The 17,733-nt window shown below is 74.8% G+C and carries 19 protein-coding genes; 11 read left to right on the top strand and 8 right to left on the bottom strand.

Features of this window, described 5'->3' with window-relative positions:
* Window positions 1-35: 35 nt before the first annotated feature.
* Window positions 36-1,106, top strand: a complete 1,071-nt coding sequence (locus ACU4ZT_RS03115; protein ID WP_445337856.1) for an LLM class flavin-dependent oxidoreductase — start codon at window positions 36-38, stop codon at window positions 1,104-1,106.
* A 67-nt stretch (window positions 1,107-1,173) separates the two neighbouring features.
* Here ACU4ZT_RS03115 and ACU4ZT_RS03110 read toward each other — a convergent pair whose 3' ends face one another.
* The gene (locus ACU4ZT_RS03110; protein WP_414763731.1) at window positions 1,174-2,757 is read right to left on the bottom strand and encodes an MFS transporter; all 1,584 of its coding nucleotides are present in this window, start codon (window positions 2,755-2,757) and stop codon (window positions 1,174-1,176) included.
* Window positions 2,758-2,817: 60 nt separating this feature from the next.
* On the opposite strand from ACU4ZT_RS03110, the gene ACU4ZT_RS03105 reads away from it, so the two are divergent.
* Window positions 2,818-3,423: a TetR/AcrR family transcriptional regulator gene (locus ACU4ZT_RS03105; RefSeq protein ID WP_063072363.1), complete on the top strand. Its 606-nt coding sequence runs from the start codon at window positions 2,818-2,820 to the stop codon at window positions 3,421-3,423.
* Between the two features lie 90 nt (window positions 3,424-3,513).
* On the top strand, window positions 3,514-3,870 hold the full coding sequence (locus tag ACU4ZT_RS03100) for a TIGR02611 family protein (RefSeq protein WP_063072364.1): 357 nt from the start codon (window positions 3,514-3,516) through the stop codon (window positions 3,868-3,870).
* Between the two features lie 67 nt (window positions 3,871-3,937).
* On the opposite strand, the gene ACU4ZT_RS03095 is transcribed toward ACU4ZT_RS03100, so the two are convergent.
* The 6 genes from ACU4ZT_RS03095 to ACU4ZT_RS03070 all read right to left on the bottom strand — a co-directional run bounded on the left by ACU4ZT_RS03095 (window position 3,938) and on the right by ACU4ZT_RS03070 (window position 8,970).
* Window positions 3,938-5,011: an alkene reductase gene (locus tag ACU4ZT_RS03095; protein ID WP_063072365.1), complete on the bottom strand. Its 1,074-nt coding sequence runs from the start codon at window positions 5,009-5,011 to the stop codon at window positions 3,938-3,940.
* A gap of 154 nt (window positions 5,012-5,165) precedes the next feature.
* Window positions 5,166-5,837 carry an RDD family protein gene (locus tag ACU4ZT_RS03090; RefSeq protein WP_270980157.1) on the bottom strand — a complete coding sequence of 224 codons (672 nt, stop codon included), beginning with the start codon at window positions 5,835-5,837 and terminating at the stop codon, window positions 5,166-5,168.
* A gap of 234 nt (window positions 5,838-6,071) precedes the next feature.
* Window positions 6,072-6,308, bottom strand: a complete 237-nt coding sequence (locus ACU4ZT_RS03085; protein WP_445337854.1) for a hypothetical protein — start codon at window positions 6,306-6,308, stop codon at window positions 6,072-6,074.
* 2 nt (window positions 6,309-6,310) lie between these two features.
* On the bottom strand, window positions 6,311-6,766 hold the full coding sequence (locus tag ACU4ZT_RS03080) for an SRPBCC family protein (RefSeq protein WP_063072368.1): 456 nt from the start codon (window positions 6,764-6,766) through the stop codon (window positions 6,311-6,313).
* A 163-nt stretch (window positions 6,767-6,929) separates the two neighbouring features.
* Window positions 6,930-7,646 (bottom strand): SGNH/GDSL hydrolase family protein, encoded by a 717-nt coding sequence (locus tag ACU4ZT_RS03075; protein ID WP_414748391.1) that lies wholly within the window; start codon window positions 7,644-7,646, stop codon window positions 6,930-6,932.
* 70 nt (window positions 7,647-7,716) lie between these two features.
* Window positions 7,717-8,970: a M23 family metallopeptidase gene (locus tag ACU4ZT_RS03070; RefSeq protein WP_270980164.1), complete on the bottom strand. Its 1,254-nt coding sequence runs from the start codon at window positions 8,968-8,970 to the stop codon at window positions 7,717-7,719.
* A 293-nt stretch (window positions 8,971-9,263) separates the two neighbouring features.
* Between ACU4ZT_RS03070 and ACU4ZT_RS03065 the strand changes: the two genes are divergently transcribed.
* Together ACU4ZT_RS03065 and ACU4ZT_RS03060 are read left to right on the top strand one after the other, a co-directional pair.
* On the top strand, window positions 9,264-9,689 hold the full coding sequence (locus tag ACU4ZT_RS03065; RefSeq protein WP_063072371.1) for a hypothetical protein: 426 nt from the start codon (window positions 9,264-9,266) through the stop codon (window positions 9,687-9,689).
* Window positions 9,686-10,570 (top strand): NAD-dependent epimerase/dehydratase family protein, encoded by an 885-nt coding sequence (locus tag ACU4ZT_RS03060; RefSeq protein WP_063072372.1) that lies wholly within the window; start codon window positions 9,686-9,688, stop codon window positions 10,568-10,570. The genes ACU4ZT_RS03065 and ACU4ZT_RS03060 overlap by 4 nt, the downstream gene beginning before the upstream one ends.
* On the opposite strand, the gene ACU4ZT_RS03055 is transcribed toward ACU4ZT_RS03060, so the two are convergent.
* Window positions 10,567-11,607, bottom strand: coding sequence for a LacI family DNA-binding transcriptional regulator (locus ACU4ZT_RS03055; RefSeq protein ID WP_063072373.1), 1,041 nt, complete (start codon window positions 11,605-11,607; stop codon window positions 10,567-10,569). The genes ACU4ZT_RS03060 and ACU4ZT_RS03055 overlap by 4 nt on opposite strands.
* A 156-nt stretch (window positions 11,608-11,763) precedes the next feature.
* Here ACU4ZT_RS03055 and ACU4ZT_RS03050 point away from each other — a divergent pair, with 156 nt between their 5' ends.
* The 6 genes from ACU4ZT_RS03050 (at window position 11,764) to ACU4ZT_RS03025 (ending at window position 17,717) form a co-directional block, all read left to right on the top strand.
* Window positions 11,764-12,828 carry an extracellular solute-binding protein gene (locus tag ACU4ZT_RS03050; protein WP_445337851.1) on the top strand — a complete coding sequence of 355 codons (1,065 nt, stop codon included), beginning with the start codon at window positions 11,764-11,766 and terminating at the stop codon, window positions 12,826-12,828.
* A gap of 3 nt (window positions 12,829-12,831) precedes the next feature.
* The gene (locus ACU4ZT_RS03045; RefSeq protein WP_063072375.1) at window positions 12,832-13,824 is read left to right on the top strand and encodes an ABC transporter permease; all 993 of its coding nucleotides are present in this window, start codon (window positions 12,832-12,834) and stop codon (window positions 13,822-13,824) included.
* Window positions 13,821-14,618 (top strand): ABC transporter permease, encoded by a 798-nt coding sequence (locus tag ACU4ZT_RS03040; protein ID WP_414748397.1) that lies wholly within the window; start codon window positions 13,821-13,823, stop codon window positions 14,616-14,618. The genes ACU4ZT_RS03045 and ACU4ZT_RS03040 overlap by 4 nt, the downstream gene beginning before the upstream one ends.
* On the top strand, window positions 14,615-15,814 hold the full coding sequence (locus ACU4ZT_RS03035; protein ID WP_445337849.1) for an ABC transporter ATP-binding protein: 1,200 nt from the start codon (window positions 14,615-14,617) through the stop codon (window positions 15,812-15,814). The genes ACU4ZT_RS03040 and ACU4ZT_RS03035 overlap by 4 nt, the downstream gene beginning before the upstream one ends.
* Window positions 15,811-16,650, top strand: coding sequence for an MBL fold metallo-hydrolase (locus ACU4ZT_RS03030; RefSeq protein WP_445337847.1), 840 nt, complete (start codon window positions 15,811-15,813; stop codon window positions 16,648-16,650). The genes ACU4ZT_RS03035 and ACU4ZT_RS03030 overlap by 4 nt, the downstream gene beginning before the upstream one ends.
* A gap of 65 nt (window positions 16,651-16,715) precedes the next feature.
* On the top strand, window positions 16,716-17,717 hold the full coding sequence (locus ACU4ZT_RS03025) for an EamA family transporter (RefSeq protein WP_445337846.1): 1,002 nt from the start codon (window positions 16,716-16,718) through the stop codon (window positions 17,715-17,717).
* Window positions 17,718-17,733: the final 16 nt, after the last annotated feature.

The raw sequence follows: 17,733 nt of genomic DNA, 5'->3' as shown, positions 1-17,733 counted from the left end.
GGCGGGCTCGCACCGGCACCGCCTAGCCTCGTCGCATGCCCGCATCCGGATCCGCGCCGACGCGCCTCGGCTTCCTCACCACCGGCCCGTTCGACCCGGCCGACCCCGCGACCGGCCTCGAGGAGGCGCTCCGGCTCGTGGAGCTCGGCGACGCGCTCGGCCTCGACACCGCCTGGCTCCGCCCCGACCACCTCCGGCACGCCATCTCCTCCCCCGTCGCGATGCTCGCCGCCGCCTCGCAGCGCGCCCGCCGCATCGGCCTCGGCACCGCGTCCATCCCCGTGCGCGCCGAGAACCCGCTCCGCCTCGCCGAGGACCTCGCGACCGTCGACCTCCTCTCCGGCGGCCGCCTCCGCCCCGGCCTCTCGGTCGGCAGCCCGAAGCGCGTCGCCGCGGTCGACCGGGCCGTGCACCCGACGACGGGCGAGCACGAGGAGCCGGGACGCGAGCGCCTCCTGCGCTTCCGCGACCTGCTGCGCGGCGGCCGGGTGCCGGGCGCGGACGACCGGCCCGACGGATCGCACGACGCGCACGACGCGCACGACGAGGAGGACCTCACCCCCACGGTGCAGCCGACGTCCCCCGACCTCGCCGACCGCTTGGGGTACGGCGCCGCGACCCTCCGCACGGCGGCGTGGGCCGGATCCAACGGCTTCCGCCTGCTCTCCTCGGACGTGACCGAGCGCGGGTCGGGCGCCGCCGGCTTCGCGGCCGACCAGCGCGGCCTCATCGACGCCTACCGGGCGGCGCACCCGGATCCGGCCGCCGCGCACGTCACGCTCGCACTCGTGGTGGTGCCCACCGACGGCGCGACGGCCGAGCAGATCGCCCGGTACCGAGCCGACGCCGCGTCGCGCGCCGAGCGGGCCCGGCGCGCCGACCAGTCGGAGGATCCCGGTGCCGCCTCGAGCATGGTCCGCGCGCCGGACCTCGTGGGCCCGTCCGACGAGCTCGCCGCCGCGCTCCTGGCGCACCCGGCCGTGCAGGCCGCCGACGAGCTCGCGATCGCGCTGCCCGCCGGACTGCCCGCGGCCGATCTCGCGCGGATCCTCACCGACGTCGCCGAGCGCCTCGGCCCCGCGCTCGGCTGGTCGCCCGCGGCCTGACCCGCTGCACGCACGACGACGCCCCTCCCGCGCACGGCGGGAGGGGCGTCGTCGATCCGGGCGGGGATCAGTGCATGCTCACGGCCTCGGTCGAGGCGCCCTCGCGGAAGCGCTCGATCGGGACGCGCACCATCGACCAGGAGATGACCGAGGCGCAGGCCACGCCGATCGCCGCCGCCAGGAACACCACGTGGTACCCGTCGACCTGCTGCTGGAGCCGGTCCTGGACGCCGTCGGTCGTCGCCGCCGTGACCGCGGACGCGAACAGCGCCGTGAAGACGGCCGTGCCGATGGATCCGCCGATCTGCTGCGTGCCCGTGAGCGCCGCGCCCGCGACGCCCGCGTCCCGCGGCTCGATGCCGGAGAGCGCCACGTTCTGCATCGGCACGAACACGCACGCGAGCCCGATGCCGAGGAGGATCTGGCCGGGCAGCACCTGCACGACGTACGCGCCGTCGACCGTGATCCGGCTGAACCAGAGGAGCCCGGCGGCAGCGATCAGCGGCCCGACCGTCATGAGGATCCGCGGGCCCACCCTCGGCAGGAGCCGCGCGACCTGCGGCGCCGTGAGCATGATGGTCGCGGCCATCGGCAGCGACGCGAGGCCGGAGATCAGCGGCGACATGCCGAGCACGATCTGGAAGTGCAGCGTGAGGTAGAGCAGCCCGCCGAGGAGCGCCGCGCCCACCATCACCGAGGTGAGGTACGCGCCGCCGCGGGTGCGGTCGGCCACGACGCGGAGCGGCAGCAGCGGGTTGCGCGCCTTCGACTCCCACCAGACGAACGCGACCATGATGCCCACGCCGAGCGCGAGGAAGCCGATGGTGTCGAGCTGGCCCCAGCCGTTCTCGGCGCGGGAGAAGCCGTAGACGATGGAGGCGAGGCCGACCGTGACGAGCAGCGCGCCGGGCACGTCGTAGCTGCGGTCGCCGTCGGCGCGGCTCTCCTTCACGAGCGGGATGCCCGCGACGATCGCCACGATCGCGATGGGCACGTTGACGAGCAGGCACCAGTGCCAGCTGAGGTACTCCGTGAGCACCCCGCCGAGCAGCAGGCCGACGGCCGCGCCGGATCCGGCGATCGTGCCGTAGACCGCGAACGCCTTGACGCGGTCGGGCCCGGACGGGAACGTCACCGACAGCAGCGCGAGCGCGGCGGGCGCGAGGAGCGCCGCGAAGACGCCCTGCAGTCCGCGGGCGATGAGGAGCATCTCGCTCGAGACGGCGAATCCGCCGAGCGCGCTGGCCGCGGCGAAGCCCACCATGCCGAGGAGGAAGGAGCGCTTGCGACCCCAGTAGTCGGCGACGCGGCCGCCGAGCAGGAGGAGCGAGCCGAACGCGAGCGCGTAGACGGTGACGACCCAGGTGCGGTCGGCGTCGGTCATGCCGAGGTCGCGCTGCGCGGCGGGCAGGGCGATGTTCACGATGGTGCCGTCGAGCACGACCATGAGCTGGGCGAGCGCGACGACGGCGAGGAGGATCCACTTGCTGCGGGCGGAGGTCGCGTCCGGGGCGGCGGGGGCGGCGGCCTCGGCGGAGGCGGCCGGACCGGCGGGAGAGGTGGAGGGCGGTGCGTGCTCAGGGGTGCGTGCGTGCGAGATCTGATGCTCCTGGATGGTCGTGCGGCGCCCGGGCGGGCGAGGACGGTCCAATCTAGGGCGGGTCCGTGCACAGAGTCAAACGAACCGGTTCGTTTGACATACGCTGTTCACATGGCAGCGACGACGGGGTCCGCCCGATCCACCACCGACGAGAAGCAGGACGACGTCCGGCACCGCATCCTCCTGGCCGCACGCGAGGAGTTCGCCGCGCACGGGCTGGCGGGGGCGCGGGTCGACCGCATCGCCCGCTCGGGCCGCGCGAGCAAGGAGCGGCTCTACGCGCACTTCACCGACAAGGAGTCGCTGTTCCACGCGGTGCTGAAGCTCAACGGCGTCGAGTTCTTCTCCGCCGTGACGCTGGATCCCGCCGACCTCCCCGGCTTCGTCGGCCAGCTCTTCGACCACGCGTACGAGCACCCGCAGCACCGCCGCATGCTCGCGTGGGCCCGGCTCGACGGCCTGGAGCTCGACGTGCCGCACAGCGCGACGTCGCCGTCGGCCAAGGTGCAGGCGGTCCGTCGCGGGCAGGAGGAGGGGCACATCGACCCGTCGTGGGATCCGCAGCGCCTCCTCACGATGCTGTTCGCGCTCGCGCAGGCGTGGGTGCAGTCGCCGTACCCGGCCATGCACGCGGACGGCCCGAAGGCGCGCGCCGCCGACCGGGCGGCCGTCGTGGAGGCCGCCCGACGGATCATCACGGCGCCACCCGCGCGGTAGGCGTCCGGCCGGCGGCGCATCCGTCACGGCACCCTGCGGATTCGCCGGATGAGGGAGACGCCTCCCAGGACCCGCCCGTAGCGTTGGGGCATGTCCGACACCCTGACCCGCGAGTTCGAGGCGGGGTCCAGCCACTCCCACCCCCTCCGCCGGTTCCTGCGTCGCTGCCGGGCCTGGATCGAGCTGCACCCGAAGGCGCGCTGGCTCTACCGGATCCTGGTCGGCCTGCTCGGCGTGGGCATCGTGCTCGTCGGCATCGTGCTCATCCCGCTGCCCGGTCCCGGCTGGCTCATCGTCTTCCTCGGCATCGCGGTGCTCGGCACCGAGTTCCCCGCCGCGCACCGCGTGAACGTCTTCCTCAAGCGCCAGCTCCACCGCTTCTGGGACGCGTGGCGCCGCTGGCGCGCTTCCCGCGCCGCCCGCAAGGCGGAGCGCGTCCGCCGCTGACCACCGCACGACGAGAGCGGCCGCCCCTCGGGACGGCCGCTCTCGTCGTGCGAGGCGTCGCGGTGGATCAGCTCGCGAGCGCCGGGTAGTCGGTGTAGCCCTCGGCGCCGGGGCCGTAGAACGTGGCCGGGTTCGGCTCGTTCGTGGGGGCGCCGGACTCCCAGCGCTCGACGAGGTCGGGGTTCGCGATGACCATGCGGCCCACGGCCACGACGTCGGCCGTGCCCTCGTCGACGAGCTGGACAGCCTCGTCGTACTCGGTCTGCACGCCGAAGCCGCTGTTGATCATGAGCGGTCCGCCGAACGTCTTCCGCAGGCCCTGCACGAGCTCGCCCGCGGGCTCCGCGTGCAGGATGCTCACGTACGCCATGCCGAGGGGCGCGATGCCGGACAGCAGCGCCTCGTAGGTGGCGCGCGTCTCGTCGGCGTCCTCCTCGAGCACGTCCTGGATGTTGTGCGACGGCGAGATGCGGATGCCGACGCGGTCCGCGCCGATCTCGCGCGCGACCGCGTGGGCCACGTCGATGCCGAGCTTGGCGCGGGCCGCGGGCGATCCGCCGTACGCGTCCGTGCGCACGTTCGACACGGGCGACAGGAACTCGTGCAGCAGGTAGCCGTTGGCGGAGTGGATCTCGACGCCGTCGAACCCGGCGTCGACCGCGTTGCGCGCGGCGACCGTGAGCTCGTCGACGATGAGCGGGACCTCGTCGGTCTCCGGCTCGCTCGGCACGGGGTAGGGCTTCTTGCCGGTGGGCACGTGCACCTCGCCCTGGATCGCGATGGCGCTCGGAGCGAGCAGCGGGAGGCCGCCCGTGATGTCCTCGTGCGAGACGCGGCCGCCGTGCATGAGCTGCATGACGAGGCGGCCGCCCGCGGCGTGCACCGCTTCGGTGACCCGGCGCCAGCCGGCGATCTGCTCGTCCGTCACGATGCCGGGCTGTCCCGGGTACGCCTTGCTGCGCTCGCTGGTGAACACGCCCTCGGTGACGATGAGGCCGGTGGATGCGCGCTGGCGGTAGTGCTCGACGATCAGGTCGCCGGGGACGCCGTGCTCGTCGGCCCGCATGCGGGTCAGGGGCGCCATGGCGACGCGGTTGGGGAGCTCGAGGGCGCCCAGGGTGACGGGGGAGAAGAGCTTCACGTGGTGGATCCTTCGTCTCGCGGGTGGCCCGGCGCGCACGGCGACGGATCACGTCGGGATGCGGGCGGGGACCAGCGGCCCGGGCGGACCGCCTTCCGGGAACACGGACGGGCACGGACGCCATTCCTCGCCCGCTGCTTCTCCCAGGCGCTCGTCAGGGTCGACGGCGGCCGGGCGCGTCGGCGCGGCGGGGCGACGTCCACGAGCGGTGCACGAGCACGATGTCGTCCGCGGCCAGATCGTGCCAGCCGCGCAGGAGGCGACGGGAGTCCCAGGCCACGGAGGCGTAGGGCAGCCACTCGAGGAAGACCGGGCCGAAGGCGAAGCCGTTCTTCACGACGCCGCGGAGGAGGGCGCGCCGGAACCCCAGCGTGCCGGGCTCGGAGAAGCGCTGCACGCGGATCCCGACCATGGCCTTGCCCGGCGTGGCACCCGTGCGGCCGAGCCACCACGCGGAGATGAGCAGGTAGGCGACCACGCTGATGGCGGCAGCCACCAGGGCCCCGCTGAAGTACGTGCGGAACACGTCCCGGGCGGCGGTGCTGCCGAGCCCCTCTGCATCGATGCGCTGGAGCGCCAGGGCGCGGAGCGAGAGGATCCACGCGAGCAGGCAGACGAAGACGACGACCAGGGCCACCGCGCGGTCCAGCATCACCCCCACCGCGCGTCGGCCGACACCGGCCAGGCGCCACTCCGGAGCGATGTGCGGGGGCAACGGCCGCTGGTGGTACGGGAGGAGGCCGATGTCGAAGCCGGGCTGCGGGCCGACCGCACCCGCCGCCGTGCGGTCGTGTCGTGCGTGCTCCTGGTCGTGCGCGTCGCTCATCGTGTCCCCTCGCGTCGGTGGCGCGCCCCTCCGACGCGGCGCAAGGGTACCGATTCCGAGCACGCCGGCAACCCCGCGGCCCGCAAGGGTGACGTGCGCGCCGGGACGTGCTATGCGAGGGGCTCCTCCGCCTCTGCGCGCGCCGCGGCGCGGCCTGCAGCACGCAGCGAGGGCCCGGCACCCTCGCGGATGCCGGGCCCTCCCGGTCGTGCTGGACGTGCGGTGACGCTCGCGTCAGCCCTGGATCTCGCCGCGGGACACGGCCTCGGCGTACTTGCGGAGGTCCGGTCCGGCCTCGAAGTCGATGAACCGGCCCTTGAGCTGCTCGAAGAGGCGCTGGTACACGGTCTCCCAGTCCTTCCCCTCGAGCTCCTTCGCCGCCTGCTGCACGGCCTCCTGGAGCACGCGGTCGCTGTCGTCGAGGATCTTGTCGCGCGCCTCCTGGTTCCAGCGGATCTCGTCGGTCTGCACGATCAGGCCTGGACGTCCCCGCGCCAGGCGCCCTCTTCGGAGCCGCGCTTCTCGATGAACTCCTTGAAGTTCTTGAGGTCGCCCTTGATGACGTGGTCGTCGACGCCGATGACGGCGCCGACCTTCTCCACGAGGCCCTTCGCGGCCCAGTCCAGCTGGACGGTGACGCGGGTCTCGGTGTCGCTCAGCTTGTGGAAGGTGACGACGCCGGCGTGGTCCTCGTCGCCGCCCGTGGAGTTCCAGGCGACGCGCTCGTCGGGGTGCTGCTCCGTGATGTTCGCCTCGAACGTGCGCTCGACGCCGCCGATCTTGACCTTCCACTCGGTGAGCGTGTCGGTGACCTGCGTGATCGACTCCACGTAGCTGAGGAAGTTCGGGAACGACTCGAACTGGGTCCACTGGTTGTAGGCGGTGCTGACGGGGACGTTGACGTCGACGGTCTCGATTACCTGGGGCATTGCTTCTCCTCGTTCGATCTCGGTGCGTGGGGTCGGGTCGCGATGCGACCCGGGAGCCCGGGCTCCGGTGAGGACACCGGGGTGGGCACGCGTCCGACGCTACGCCCGGCCCGCGACGGGAATCCTGCACCCGGGGAATGCACAGGCAACGATCACGCGGCGGTCACGCCTCGCGCGGGGACGGGGTCGCCGGGCCCAGCATCCGGGTGAGGAAGGCGCGCGCCCACGTCGCGTAGACGCGCGACGCCTGGGCGGAGTCCGGGTCGCCGAGGTCGATGACGCTCTCGCTGGGGAACGGGACGGATGCGACCGCGGGCCGCGACGCGATCACCTCGGCCGTGACCCGGTTGAGCAGGCGACCGTGCCGGGCGGCGATGGTGCGCCAGGGGCCGGGGAGGCCCGCGCTGTCGTTCAGCGGCGGCACCTCGGAGACGAACACGTGCGCCCCCGCGGGGAGGCCTCGGATGAGATCGTCGATGGTGGCGCACAGGAGCCGTCGCCAGGTGCGCTGCGGCGTGAGCCGGATGCTGTCGCCGACGCCCAGCATGAGCAGCACCACGTCGACGCCCTCCAGGAGCTCGGGATCGCGGACGGTGCCGGCCGCCGTGTGGATCGTGAGGTCGGAGAAGGGGCGCGTCGACCACTCGACACCGCGGGCGGTGCGCCGGGACAGCTGGCGAGCGAAGTGGCCGGCCATGCCGAGCTCGTGCGAGAGGACGCCGAAGCCGACGGCGGTGGCCTCGCCCATGACGAGGATGCGCTGCGGGGCGTCGCCCGGGACGGTGCCGGAGCCGGCGTCACGCGGGAAGACGTTGCTCTGCAGACCGGCGCGGAGGGCCAGGTACTGCACGAAGATCACGGGTCGGACGACGCCCTGCACGACACGCCTCAGCCGACCTGCCACGCGCCGCACCCCCCGGTGATCGTCGGATCCAGGCTACTCCCCCGGGTCAGACGCCGCGCCCGCGCAGGAAGGGCATGGGGGACGTGGCCACTCCGCCCTGGCGGATCTCGAAGTGGAGGTGGCATCCGGTGCTGTAGCCGTCGTTCCCGACCGCGCCGATCTGCTGGCCCGCCTGCACGGTCTGGCCCGTGCGCACCATGACGCCGTAGGAGTACATGTGGCCGTAGACGCTGGTGACGCCGCCGCCGTGGTTCAGGGTGATCGCGTTGCCGAACCCGCTGGATCCGCCCGCGAACTGCACCGTGCCGGCCGCCGTCGCGTAGATGGGCGTGCCGCAACCCGCGCCGAAGTCGTCGCCCGCGTGCAGGCGCCAGACCTTGGCGATGGGATGCAGGCGCATCCCGAAGGACTGGTAGGAGCCGTAGCTGCGGATGGGCATGGTCCAGCCGGAGGCCGAGGGCGCGCCGCCGGCCGACGGCGGACGGGGTGCGTTGGCCGGCGGTCGCGCGGCGGCGTTCGCCGCGGCGGCAGCGGCTGCGGCCGCGGCACGGGCCTCGGCCTGGCGGCGCGCCTCGGCGGCGGCCTCCTCCTGGCGCTTCCGCTCGCCGATCGCGAAGCCCTCCTCGACCGAGATGCGCGAGTCGCGGAGCGTCGTGAGCTGGGCCTGGAGCTCGGAGCTGCGGGCCTCCTGCTCGGCGAGCGCCTGATCCGCCCGGGCCTGGGCCGCGGACGCCTCCTGCAGCTTCGCCTCCGCGTCGGCGGCGAGCGCCGCGAGGGCGTCCTTCGCGACGGCGGCCTGCTTGCCGAGCGACTCGGCGGTGCGCGCCGCGGTGACCGCGTTCGTGAACGCGGTGTCCTGCCGGTCGGCGAGCTTCGTGGCGGTGCCCATGCGGGCGAGGAGCGCGTCGGCGTCCTCGCCGCTCGCGAAGAGGCGGAGGGAGACGTCGCCGCCGCCGCGCCGCGCGAGCTGCGCGACGAGCTGGCCGACCTGGCGCTTGGCGTCGTCGGCCTCCGTCCGGGCCTTGTCGGCCTTGGTCTCGAGCGCCTGCGCCTTCCCGGTCGCCTCGTCGAGCGCGTCGACCGCGGCCGCGTGCTCGTCGGCGCGCTGCAGGGCGAGGGCGGTGGCGGCCTCGACCTCGCCGGCGAGGCCGGAGATGAGGGAGGTGATGCGCGTGACCTGGTCGGCGGTGGCCTGCTCGCTCGAGCGCGCGGCCTGCACCTCGGACCAGGTGGGGTACTCCTCCGCCGCCTGCGCCGACGGCACGCCGAGGCCGATCAGCAGGCCGCTCGCGGCGAGCACGGCGGCCGTCCGGATGCGCGGCGCGGTGCGGGCCCGCGGGCGCGATGCGGCGCGGCGGGAGGGGCGGGCGATGCGGGAGATGGCGGGCCTCGTCGGTGTCGGTGGAGCGCGGTTCTTTCGACGGTAACCGAAATACGCAGGAACACCATCATCCACTTTCGTTTCCGCAGTTGAGGAAATCCACTTCGCGGCACGGGAGGGGACGCGGTCCGGCGAGGCGGGTGCACCTCCGCGCTCCGGACACCGGCGACCCCGCGTGGCAGACTCGATCGACACGAGGAGCGCGACGCCGCATGAGCCACGACACCACCCCCGCATCGCCCGGAGCCGGAGCCGGAGCGGACCCCGACGTCACCGCGCCGCGCGACACCGAGCTGCAGAGCACGACCTGGACCCTGGTCCTCGCGCTCAGCGCCGAGCAGGTCTCGGGCGACGGCACCCGGTCCGCCCGCCTGGCCGAGGCGCAGGCCGCGTTCGAGCGCCTGCTGCCCGCCGACCACGTCGTCGTCCGCTGGACCCGCGCGGTCGGCCGCATGATGACCGAGGAGGCGCGCCTCTGGACCCGGTGGGAGCTGTTCACGCCCACCGTCGCGACCCCGCTGAAGCTGTGGTCGGAGGGCTACGTCGACGAGGCCTGGTTCGCCGAGCGGCTCGAGGACGACCCGTTCGTGCCCGTCGTGATGAAGGCGCCCGAGGGCCAGGCGGGGGTCGGCGCGTGAAGGTCCTCGTCACCGGATCCCGCGGCAAGGTCGGCCGCGCCGCCGTCGAGGCGCTCGTCGCCGCCGGGCACGACGTGACGGGCGTCGACCTCGTGCGGCCCGTCTTCGACGCGGGCGTCGTGGTCCCCGGCCGCTACGTGATGGCCGACCTCACCGACCAGGGATCCGCGTTCGCGCTCGTCGCCGGCATGGACGCCGTCGTGCACGTCGCCGCGATCCCGCAGCCCACCGGGCACCCCGCCCACGTGGTGCTGCAGACGAACCTCATGTCGACGTTCCACCTCATCGAGGCCGCCGTGCGCTTCGGGGTGCCGCGCTTCGTCAACATCTCGAGCGAGAGCATCGTGGGCAACTTCTTCCCCGAGCGGCCGTTCCTGCCGGACTACGCGCCCGTCGACGAGGACCACCCGCTGCACCCGCAGGATCCGTACGCGCTCTCGAAGGCGTTCGGCGAGCAGCTGATGGACGCGGCCGTGCGCCGGTCCGACATCCGCGTGATCTCGCTCCGCCCGAGCACCGTGCACAACGAGGACAACTACGCGTCGAACCTCGGGAAGCAGGTGCGCGACGCGTCCGTGCTCACGGCGAACCTGTGGAGCTACATCGACGCGGACGACCTGGCGGACGCGATCGTGCTGTCCGTCGCGTCCGACCTGCCGGGCCACGAGGTGTTCTACATCGCGGCGGCCGACAACGCGGGCGGTCACGACTTCGCCGCGGAGCTGCGCCGCCACTACGGCGACGCCATCGAGCTGCGGTCGCTCGAGCGCGTGGACTCCTCGGGCATCTCGACCGCGAAGGCCCGCCGCCTGCTCGGCTGGGAGCCGAAGCGGAGCTGGCGCGACCACCTCGACGCCGACGGGGACGCGCTGCCCCGCTAGGCGGATCCGCCGGCGGGCGCCGGTCCCGTCGAGGCGCGGGCGACGAGCGACGTCGACACGACCGTGGTGCCGGCATCGCCGCCGTCGAGCCGCTCGATGAGCCGGCGCGCGGCCGCGGCGCCGAGCGCGGCCCGGTCGACGGCGATCGTGGTGAGCGCCGGCGCGAGGAAGCGGCTGGTGCCGAGGTCGTCGTGGCCGACGACGCTGACATCGACCCCGATGCGGAGGCCGGCCGTCTCGGCGGCCGAGTAGACGGCGGTCGCGAGGTAGTCGCTGCTCGTCACGATCGCCGTGGGGCGCGTGGCGGCGGGCTCGGCGAGCGTGCGGGTGAGCGCTTGCACGGCGGCGTCGTGCTGCATGGCCGTCTCGATGACGCGCGGAGCGAGACCGCGCTCGGCGCAGATCCGGTGGAAGGCCGCCACGCGCTCGTCGTCGGCGCTGCGGTCGCGGGGCGCCGCGACGATGGCGATGCGCCGGTGCCCGAGGCCGGCCAGGTGCGCCATGGCCTGCGCGACCGCCGCCTCGCCGTCGACGTGCACGCGGCTCGCGTCGATCCCGGTCGCGTGGCGCGCGCCGTTGATGAGCACGACGGGCTTGCCGGTGGATCCGTCCCAGTCGGCCGCCGCGCTCCCCCCGCCGATGGGCGCGAGCGCGAGCCCGTCCACCCCGCGCGCCGCGAAGGTCGCGACGAGCTCGGCCTCGCGCGCGGGCGAGTAGTCGGCGGATCCGATGACGACGCCGAGACCGGCCGCCGCGCATGTGGCGTCGAAGCCGTCGATCACGTCGAGGAAGAAGGGGTTCCGCATGTTGCGGATGAGGAGGCCGACCGCGCCCGAGCGGCCGGTGCGCAGCGCGACCGCGGAGGTGGACGGAACGTAGCCGAGGCGCGCGGCGGCCTCCTTGACGCGCGCCCGCACGACCTCGCCGACGCCCGACCGGCCGTTGAGCGCGAAGCTCGCCGCGGTCGCCGAGACGCCGGCCTCGCGGGCCACGTCGGTGAGCGAGACCCGGCGGCGCGGGGCGGGGTCTCGGGTCATCCGTCATTCCTAGCGCCTGGGGGCCCGCGCGCCGGCCGGGGCCGGGCCGAGGACCGGTTCGACCGCCGGCGTTAAGGCGGCGTTCACGTGGCGGACCGGAGCGGGCCGCTCCTCGACTTTAACGTTTTAGTCATCCCCGACGAAAGGCCCACCCGCATGTCCCTGCTCCGCACCCGCGTCGCCGCCACGGCCATCGCCGCCGTCGCCGCGCTCACCCTGGCCGGCTGCACCTCGGCCAGCACCGGCACCGGATCCACCGCCGCGGCGGGCTCCGGCGACACCTCGGCCGGCACGCTCATCACCTACAACTCCCCCACCTCCTTCGCGAACTTCGGCGCGCTGCTCACGCAGTTCGGCTCCGAGCAGTCGGTCGCCGCGCCCAGCGACACCAAGAACTCCGGCCAGGCGCTCGCCGCGCTCGTCGCCGAGCAGGCCGCACCCCAGGCCGACGCCGTCTACCTCGGCATAGCCTTCGGGCCGAAGGCCGTCGCGGCCGGCGCCACCGAGCCCTACGAGCCGGCCGGCTTCGACGCGATCCCCGACGGCCTCAAGGACCCCGAGGGCCGCTGGTTCGCCGTGCACACGGGCGCCATCGCCTTCATCTGCAACAACGAGGCGCTCCACGGCCTCCCCTGCCCCACCAGCTGGGCGGATCTGCTGAAGCCCGAGTACAAGGGGATGACCGGCTACCTCGATCCGTCGCAGGCCGCCGTCGGCTACTCGGTCGCCGCCGCCGTGAACCTCGCGATGGGCGGGACGATCGACGACTTCGGCCCCGGCATCGACTACCTGAAGCAGCTCAAGGCGAACGGCGCGGTCACGCCCGCGCAGACCGCCACGGCCAAGGTCGTGCAGGGCGAGATCCCGATCCTCATCGACGCCGACTTCAACGGCTACGCGGCGAAGTACAACGACGGCGCCCCGCTCGACGTCGTGATCCCCGCCGAGGGCTCCCTCCAGGTGCCCTACGTCGCGGCGCTCGTGAAGGACGCCCCGCACCCGGAGCTCGGGAAGGAGTGGCTCGACTACCTGCTCTCCGCGGAGGGCCAGTCGACGCTCGCGGGCGGCTACGTGCGCCCGATCTCGGGCGAGGTTCCCGCGGAGATCGCCGACAAGGTCGAGAGCGCGGAGGACTTCGCGCGCGCCCAGGTCGTCGACTACGCCGCCCTCGCCGACGCGCAGGCGGCCTTCGTCACGCGCTACCAGGCCGAGGTCCGCTAGACCGTGCCCACGCGCCCCCTCCGGGTCGGCTGGGGCGGCCTCGTCGTCGCCCTCCCCGCCCTCGCGCTCCTCGTCTGGTTCCTGCTGCGGCCCCTCGCGGGTCTCGTGATCGACTCGCTGCACCGCACGGTCCTCGGCGTGCGCGAGGGCGGGCTCACGCTCGACAACTACGCGGCGCTCGTGGCCGACGACCGGCTCCGCGCCTCCCTCGTCACCACGGTGCTGCTGTCCGCGGGCGTCACGCTCGTGACGCTCGCCATCTGCACGCCCGCCGCCATCACGCTCGCCCGCTCCGGGCCGCGCACGTCCGCGCTGGTGGACGCCGTGCTCGTCTTCCCGCTCGCGTTCCCGGGCATCGTCATCGGCTTCTTCGTGATCGTCATGCTCGGCCGCAACGGGCTGCTCTCGCAGGCGATCGAGGCCGTCACGGGCGATCCCGGCGGGCGCTGGGCCTACACGGCCGGCGGGCTCGCGGCGGCGTACGTCTACTTCTGCATCCCGCGCGTGATCGGCACGCTGCGCGGCGCCGCGTCCGGGCTCGACCCCGAGCTCACCGCCGTCGCCGCGTCGCTCGGCGCGTTCCCCGCCCGCGTCGCGTGGTCGGTGACAATGCCGCTGCTGCGCGGCCCGCTGCTCGCGGCGGCCGGCGTCTGCATGGCGACCTCGCTCGGGGCGTACGGGACGGCCGCGACGCTGTCCGAGGGGATCCGCGTGCTGCCGCTGGATGTGGCCGACGCCCTCTACAACCAGGGCGACCAGGGCCTCGCGGCCGCGCTCTCCGTGGTGCTCGCGCTGCTCGCGGTGCTGTCGCTCGTGCTGTGCGCGGTCGGGGCGCGGATCGTCGACGGGCGGGGGGCCCGCTCGGGCGGGGCGTCGGATGCGCTGGTCGCATCGGTCGCGCCGGTCGCCGTGCCGCCCGCGCACGCCGCACCCGCGGCCGCTGCTGCCCCGGACCCCGCCGCGGCGCCCCTCGCCGCCGGCCGGGGCATCCGATGAGCCGCCGGCCCGGGCACCGCGATCGCGTCGGCCCCGCCGCCCTCGCGCTGTGCGTCGCGTTCGTGCTCGTCCCGATCCTCGGCACCCTCGCCGTCTCCATCTCACCCGACGCCTCCCGCGGGCCGCTCGTCGGCGGGATCACCGCGGACTGGTACGCGATGGCGTGGGAGCTGCTGCGCCCGCGCGTCGGCCCGACGCTCGCCGTGACCGCGGTCGTGCTGGTGCTCGCGCTCGTCGTCGTGCTGCCGCTCTGCCACGCGCTCGCCCGCCGGCTGGTGCCGGGCGGGTCGGCCGTGCGGCAGATCACGATGCTCCCGCTCGCGGTGCCGGGCGTCGCGCTCGGCCTCGCCCTCGCGGCGTCGGATCCCGCGCTCCGCTCCAGCGGCACCCTCCTCGTGGTGGGCCAGCTCCTCATCGCGCTGCCGTTCCTGGTGGCCGGGCTCGTGCCGTCGCTCGCGGCGGTGGAGCTCGTCGAGGCGGAGCGCGTGGCCGCGACCCTCGGCGCGGGACCCGTGCGGCGGCTCGTCACGATCACGCTGCCGGCGATCCGCCTCCCGCTCGCGGCCGCGCTGCTCATGGCCGCGGCGCTGTCCATCGGCGAGTTCAACCTCAGCTTCTTCGTGGTGCCGCCCGCCAACCAGACCGCGCCGTTCGCGCTCTACTCCGCCTTCACCACCCAGCGGCTCGAGCTCGGCGCCGCGGGATCCCTGCTCTTCGGCGTGGCCCTCGTGCCCGCCGCCGTCGCCGCCGCCCTGCTGGCGCGCAACGCCCTCTCCCGGAAGGAGAACGCATGACCGTCATCGACGCCCCAGCCGTCCCCGCGACCGCCGCCGTCCCCGCGCTGCGGCTGGAGGGGATCGGGCACCGCTACGGATCCACCCAGGCGGTCGCCGACGTGAGCCTCGAGGTCGCGCCGGGCCGCGTGCTCGCGCTCGTCGGCCCCAGCGGCTGCGGGAAGTCCACGCTGCTGCGCCTCATCGCGGGCCTCCTCACCCCGTCGAGCGGATCCCTCCACCTCGACGGCGAGGACGCCACCCGCCTCCGCGCCGAGCGGCGCCGCATCGGCTACGTGCCGCAGTCGTACGCGCTGTTCCCGCACCTGAGCGTGCGCGACAACGTGGCGTACGGCCTCCGCGCCCAGAGGGTGCCGCGCGCCGAGCGCGACGAGCGGGTGGACCACGCGCTCGAGCTCACCCGCATGACCGCGTACGCCGACCGCTCCCCCGCCCAGCTCTCCGGCGGGCAGCGCCAGCGGGTCGCGCTCGCCCGCGCCCTCGCGATCCGTCCCCGCGTGCTCCTGCTCGACGAGCCGCTCTCCGCGCTCGACCCGCAGCTGCGCGACGGCATGCGCCGCGACCTCCGGCGCCTGCTCGCCGAGGCGGACTGCTGCACCATCATCGTCACGCACGACCAGGCCGAGGCGCTCGCGCTGGCCGACGAGGTCGCGGTGATGCGCGACGGGCGCCTCGTCCAGCGCGACACCGTCGACGGGGTGTGGAGCAGGCCCCTGGATCCGTTCGTGGCGGAGTTCGTCGCGGGCGCCGCGGCCCTGCCCGCCATGGCGGCCGACGGCGAGCTCGTCGTCGCCGAGGGCTGGCGCATGCCGCTCGCGCCGTTCCTCGCGGACGGCGCGGCCCCGGTCGACGGCGCGTGCTTCGCGGTGGTCCGGCCGGTCGACGGCGCGAGCCTGCACGAGCGGCCGGTCGACGGATCCCGCGCCGCCGTGATCGTCGACGTCGAGCCGCGCGGATCCAGCTGGTCGCTCCGGCTGCGGCTCGTGGGCGACGGATCCAGCGCGGTCGACGGCACCGAGCTCACGGTCTCGAGCGCCACCCCGCGCCTGCCGGGCCACGCCGTGCACCTGCGCCTCGACGCACCGGGCACGACCGTGCACGCCTCCCCCGCCGCCTCCCCGGACGCGGCACCCCCGACCCCCGGCCCGGACGCGCGACGCCGCGACCGCGCCCGCACGAGAGGACGACGCGCATGACCTGGACCCTCGACATCCTGGGCGTCGCGGCCACCGCGCCCGTCGCCGGATCCGCCGCCAGCGGCTACCTGCTCCGCGGCCCGCACGGCTCGGTGCTCGTGGACTGCGGCCCCGGCATCGTGCGCGAGCTGGCCGAGCGCGGCGCCCTCGACGACCTGGTCGCCGTGGTCGTCACGCACCGGCACGCCGACCACGCGCTGGACCTCGGCGCCCTCGCGTTCCGCCTGCAGTTCCCGCGGCCGCGCGAGAGCCGCGTGCCCCTCCACCTGCCCGCCGAGAGCCTCGACTACGTGGAGTCCTTCGACGAGCTCATCGGGATCCCGACCGTGCCGACGCTGCAGGCCCCCCTCGCGCAGGCCTTCGACGTGCGCGGGCTCGACCTCGCGACGCCGACCCCGTTCGAGGTCGCGCCGGGCCTCCGCCTCACCGCCTTCGCCGCGCACCACGCGGTGCCGAGCGCGGCGCTGCGCTTCGAGGACGCGGATACCGGCGCGACGATCGCCTTCTCGAGCGACACGTCCGACTGCCCCGGCCTCCGCGCCGCCGCGCACGAGGCGGACCTGTTCGTCTGCGAGGCGACCTACCTCTCGGCCACGCCGCAGGAGCTCGAGGGCCACGGGCACCTCACCGGGCAGGGCGCGGGCCGCGTCGCCGCGGGATCCCGGGTCGGCACGCTGCTCGTCAGCCACATCGCGGACCAGACCCTCGCCCCGCGGATCCTCGCGGACGCCGCGGGAGCGGCCGGCACCCCGGTGTCCACGCTGCTCGCCCGCCCGGGCGCGCGGTTCCCGCTCGAGCGGCGGACCCCGGCGCGGGAGCGGGCCGCTGACCGCTGACCGGCGGGGCGGGAGACGGACCCGAGTAGCGCGACCGCCCGTCCCCGCATCGGTACGCTCGCGAGGTGACCAGCACCGGGGACGCCGCCGACGCCGCGGGCGCGCACCCGGGATCCGCGCCCGGCACCACCCCGGCCGGCGTCGAGGCCGCGGTCGCCGACGTGGCGGACGCGACGGACGCGACGGACGCGGCGAGCGCAGGGCACGCCCCGAGCCCCCGGGACACCGCCGCGGGCGCCGCGCTCCAGGTCGGCACCATCGTGAGCGTCAGCCTCGGGTCGTCGCTCGCCGGCCTCGCGATCCCCGCGGTCGGCCCCGTGCTCGTCGTCGCCGCCCGGCAGGTGATGATGGCGGCGCTCGTGCTGCCGGTCGCGCGGCCGCGGATCCACCGCATGACGCGCGCGCAGCTCGTGCCGGCCGTGCTGCTCGGCCTCTCGCTCTCGCTGATGAACCTGTCGTACTACGCCGCCGTCGACCGCCTGGGCCTCGGCATCGCGGCGACCATCGAGTTCCTCGGGCCGCTGTCCATCGCGCTGCTCGCCTCGCGCCGCCTGCTCGACGCGGCGTGCGCGCTCGTCGCGGCCGCGGGCGTCGTCGTGCTCACCGGGCTCGAGGGGCGGATCGACGCGTTCGGCCTGGTCTGCGGCGCGACGGCGGCCGTGACCTGGGCCGCCTACATCGTCTTCACACGGCGGGTGGCGGAGCGGCTGCCGGGCTTCCAGGGGATCGCGGTCGCCAGCGTCGTGAGCCTCGTCGTGCTGGTGCCGTGGGCGCTCCTCACGCTCGACGTCGCGGCGCTCGACGGGCGGATCCTCGGCCTGCTCGTGGCGATCGGCCTGCTCTCGTCCGCGGTGCCCTACTCGCTCGACACCGTGATCCTCCGCCGCATCACCCCGCGCCTGTTCGCCGTGCTCACGAGCCTCAGCCCGGTGGTCGCGGCGATCCTCGGCGTGATCGTGCTGCACGAGACGCTCACGCCGGTGCAGCTCGGCGCGATCGTGGTGGTGTGCGGCGCGGCGGGCGTCGCCATCGCGACGCGCCCGCCGGCCGCTCGGCCGCCCTCCTGAGGGCGGGGCCGACCTC

The organism is Clavibacter davisi (genome assembly GCF_052751415.1).
The sequence above is the reverse complement of the archived record's forward strand: the minus strand, read 5'-3'. Positions and strand labels throughout refer to the sequence as shown.

Excerpts from the sequence above, each read along its gene's own strand:
- ACU4ZT_RS03065 (WP_063072371.1), top strand. The coding sequence starts at position 9,264 with ATGAGCCACGACACCACCCCCGCATCGCCCGGAGCCGGAGCCGGAGCG.
- ACU4ZT_RS03035 (WP_445337849.1), top strand. The coding sequence starts at position 14,615 with ATGACCGTCATCGACGCCCCAGCCGTCCCCGCGACCGCCGCCGTCCCC.
- ACU4ZT_RS03080 (WP_063072368.1), bottom strand. The coding sequence starts at position 6,766 with ATGCCCCAGGTAATCGAGACCGTCGACGTCAACGTCCCCGTCAGCACC.
- ACU4ZT_RS03100 (WP_063072364.1), top strand. The coding sequence starts at position 3,514 with ATGTCCGACACCCTGACCCGCGAGTTCGAGGCGGGGTCCAGCCACTCC.
- ACU4ZT_RS03050 (WP_445337851.1), top strand. The coding sequence starts at position 11,764 with ATGTCCCTGCTCCGCACCCGCGTCGCCGCCACGGCCATCGCCGCCGTC.
- ACU4ZT_RS03040 (WP_414748397.1), top strand. The coding sequence starts at position 13,821 with ATGAGCCGCCGGCCCGGGCACCGCGATCGCGTCGGCCCCGCCGCCCTC.
- ACU4ZT_RS03055 (WP_063072373.1), bottom strand. The coding sequence starts at position 11,607 with ATGACCCGAGACCCCGCCCCGCGCCGCCGGGTCTCGCTCACCGACGTG.
- ACU4ZT_RS03030 (WP_445337847.1), top strand. The coding sequence starts at position 15,811 with ATGACCTGGACCCTCGACATCCTGGGCGTCGCGGCCACCGCGCCCGTC.
- ACU4ZT_RS03090 (WP_270980157.1), bottom strand. The coding sequence starts at position 5,837 with ATGAGCGACGCGCACGACCAGGAGCACGCACGACACGACCGCACGGCG.
- ACU4ZT_RS03115 (WP_445337856.1), top strand. The coding sequence starts at position 36 with ATGCCCGCATCCGGATCCGCGCCGACGCGCCTCGGCTTCCTCACCACC.
- ACU4ZT_RS03105 (WP_063072363.1), top strand. The coding sequence starts at position 2,818 with ATGGCAGCGACGACGGGGTCCGCCCGATCCACCACCGACGAGAAGCAG.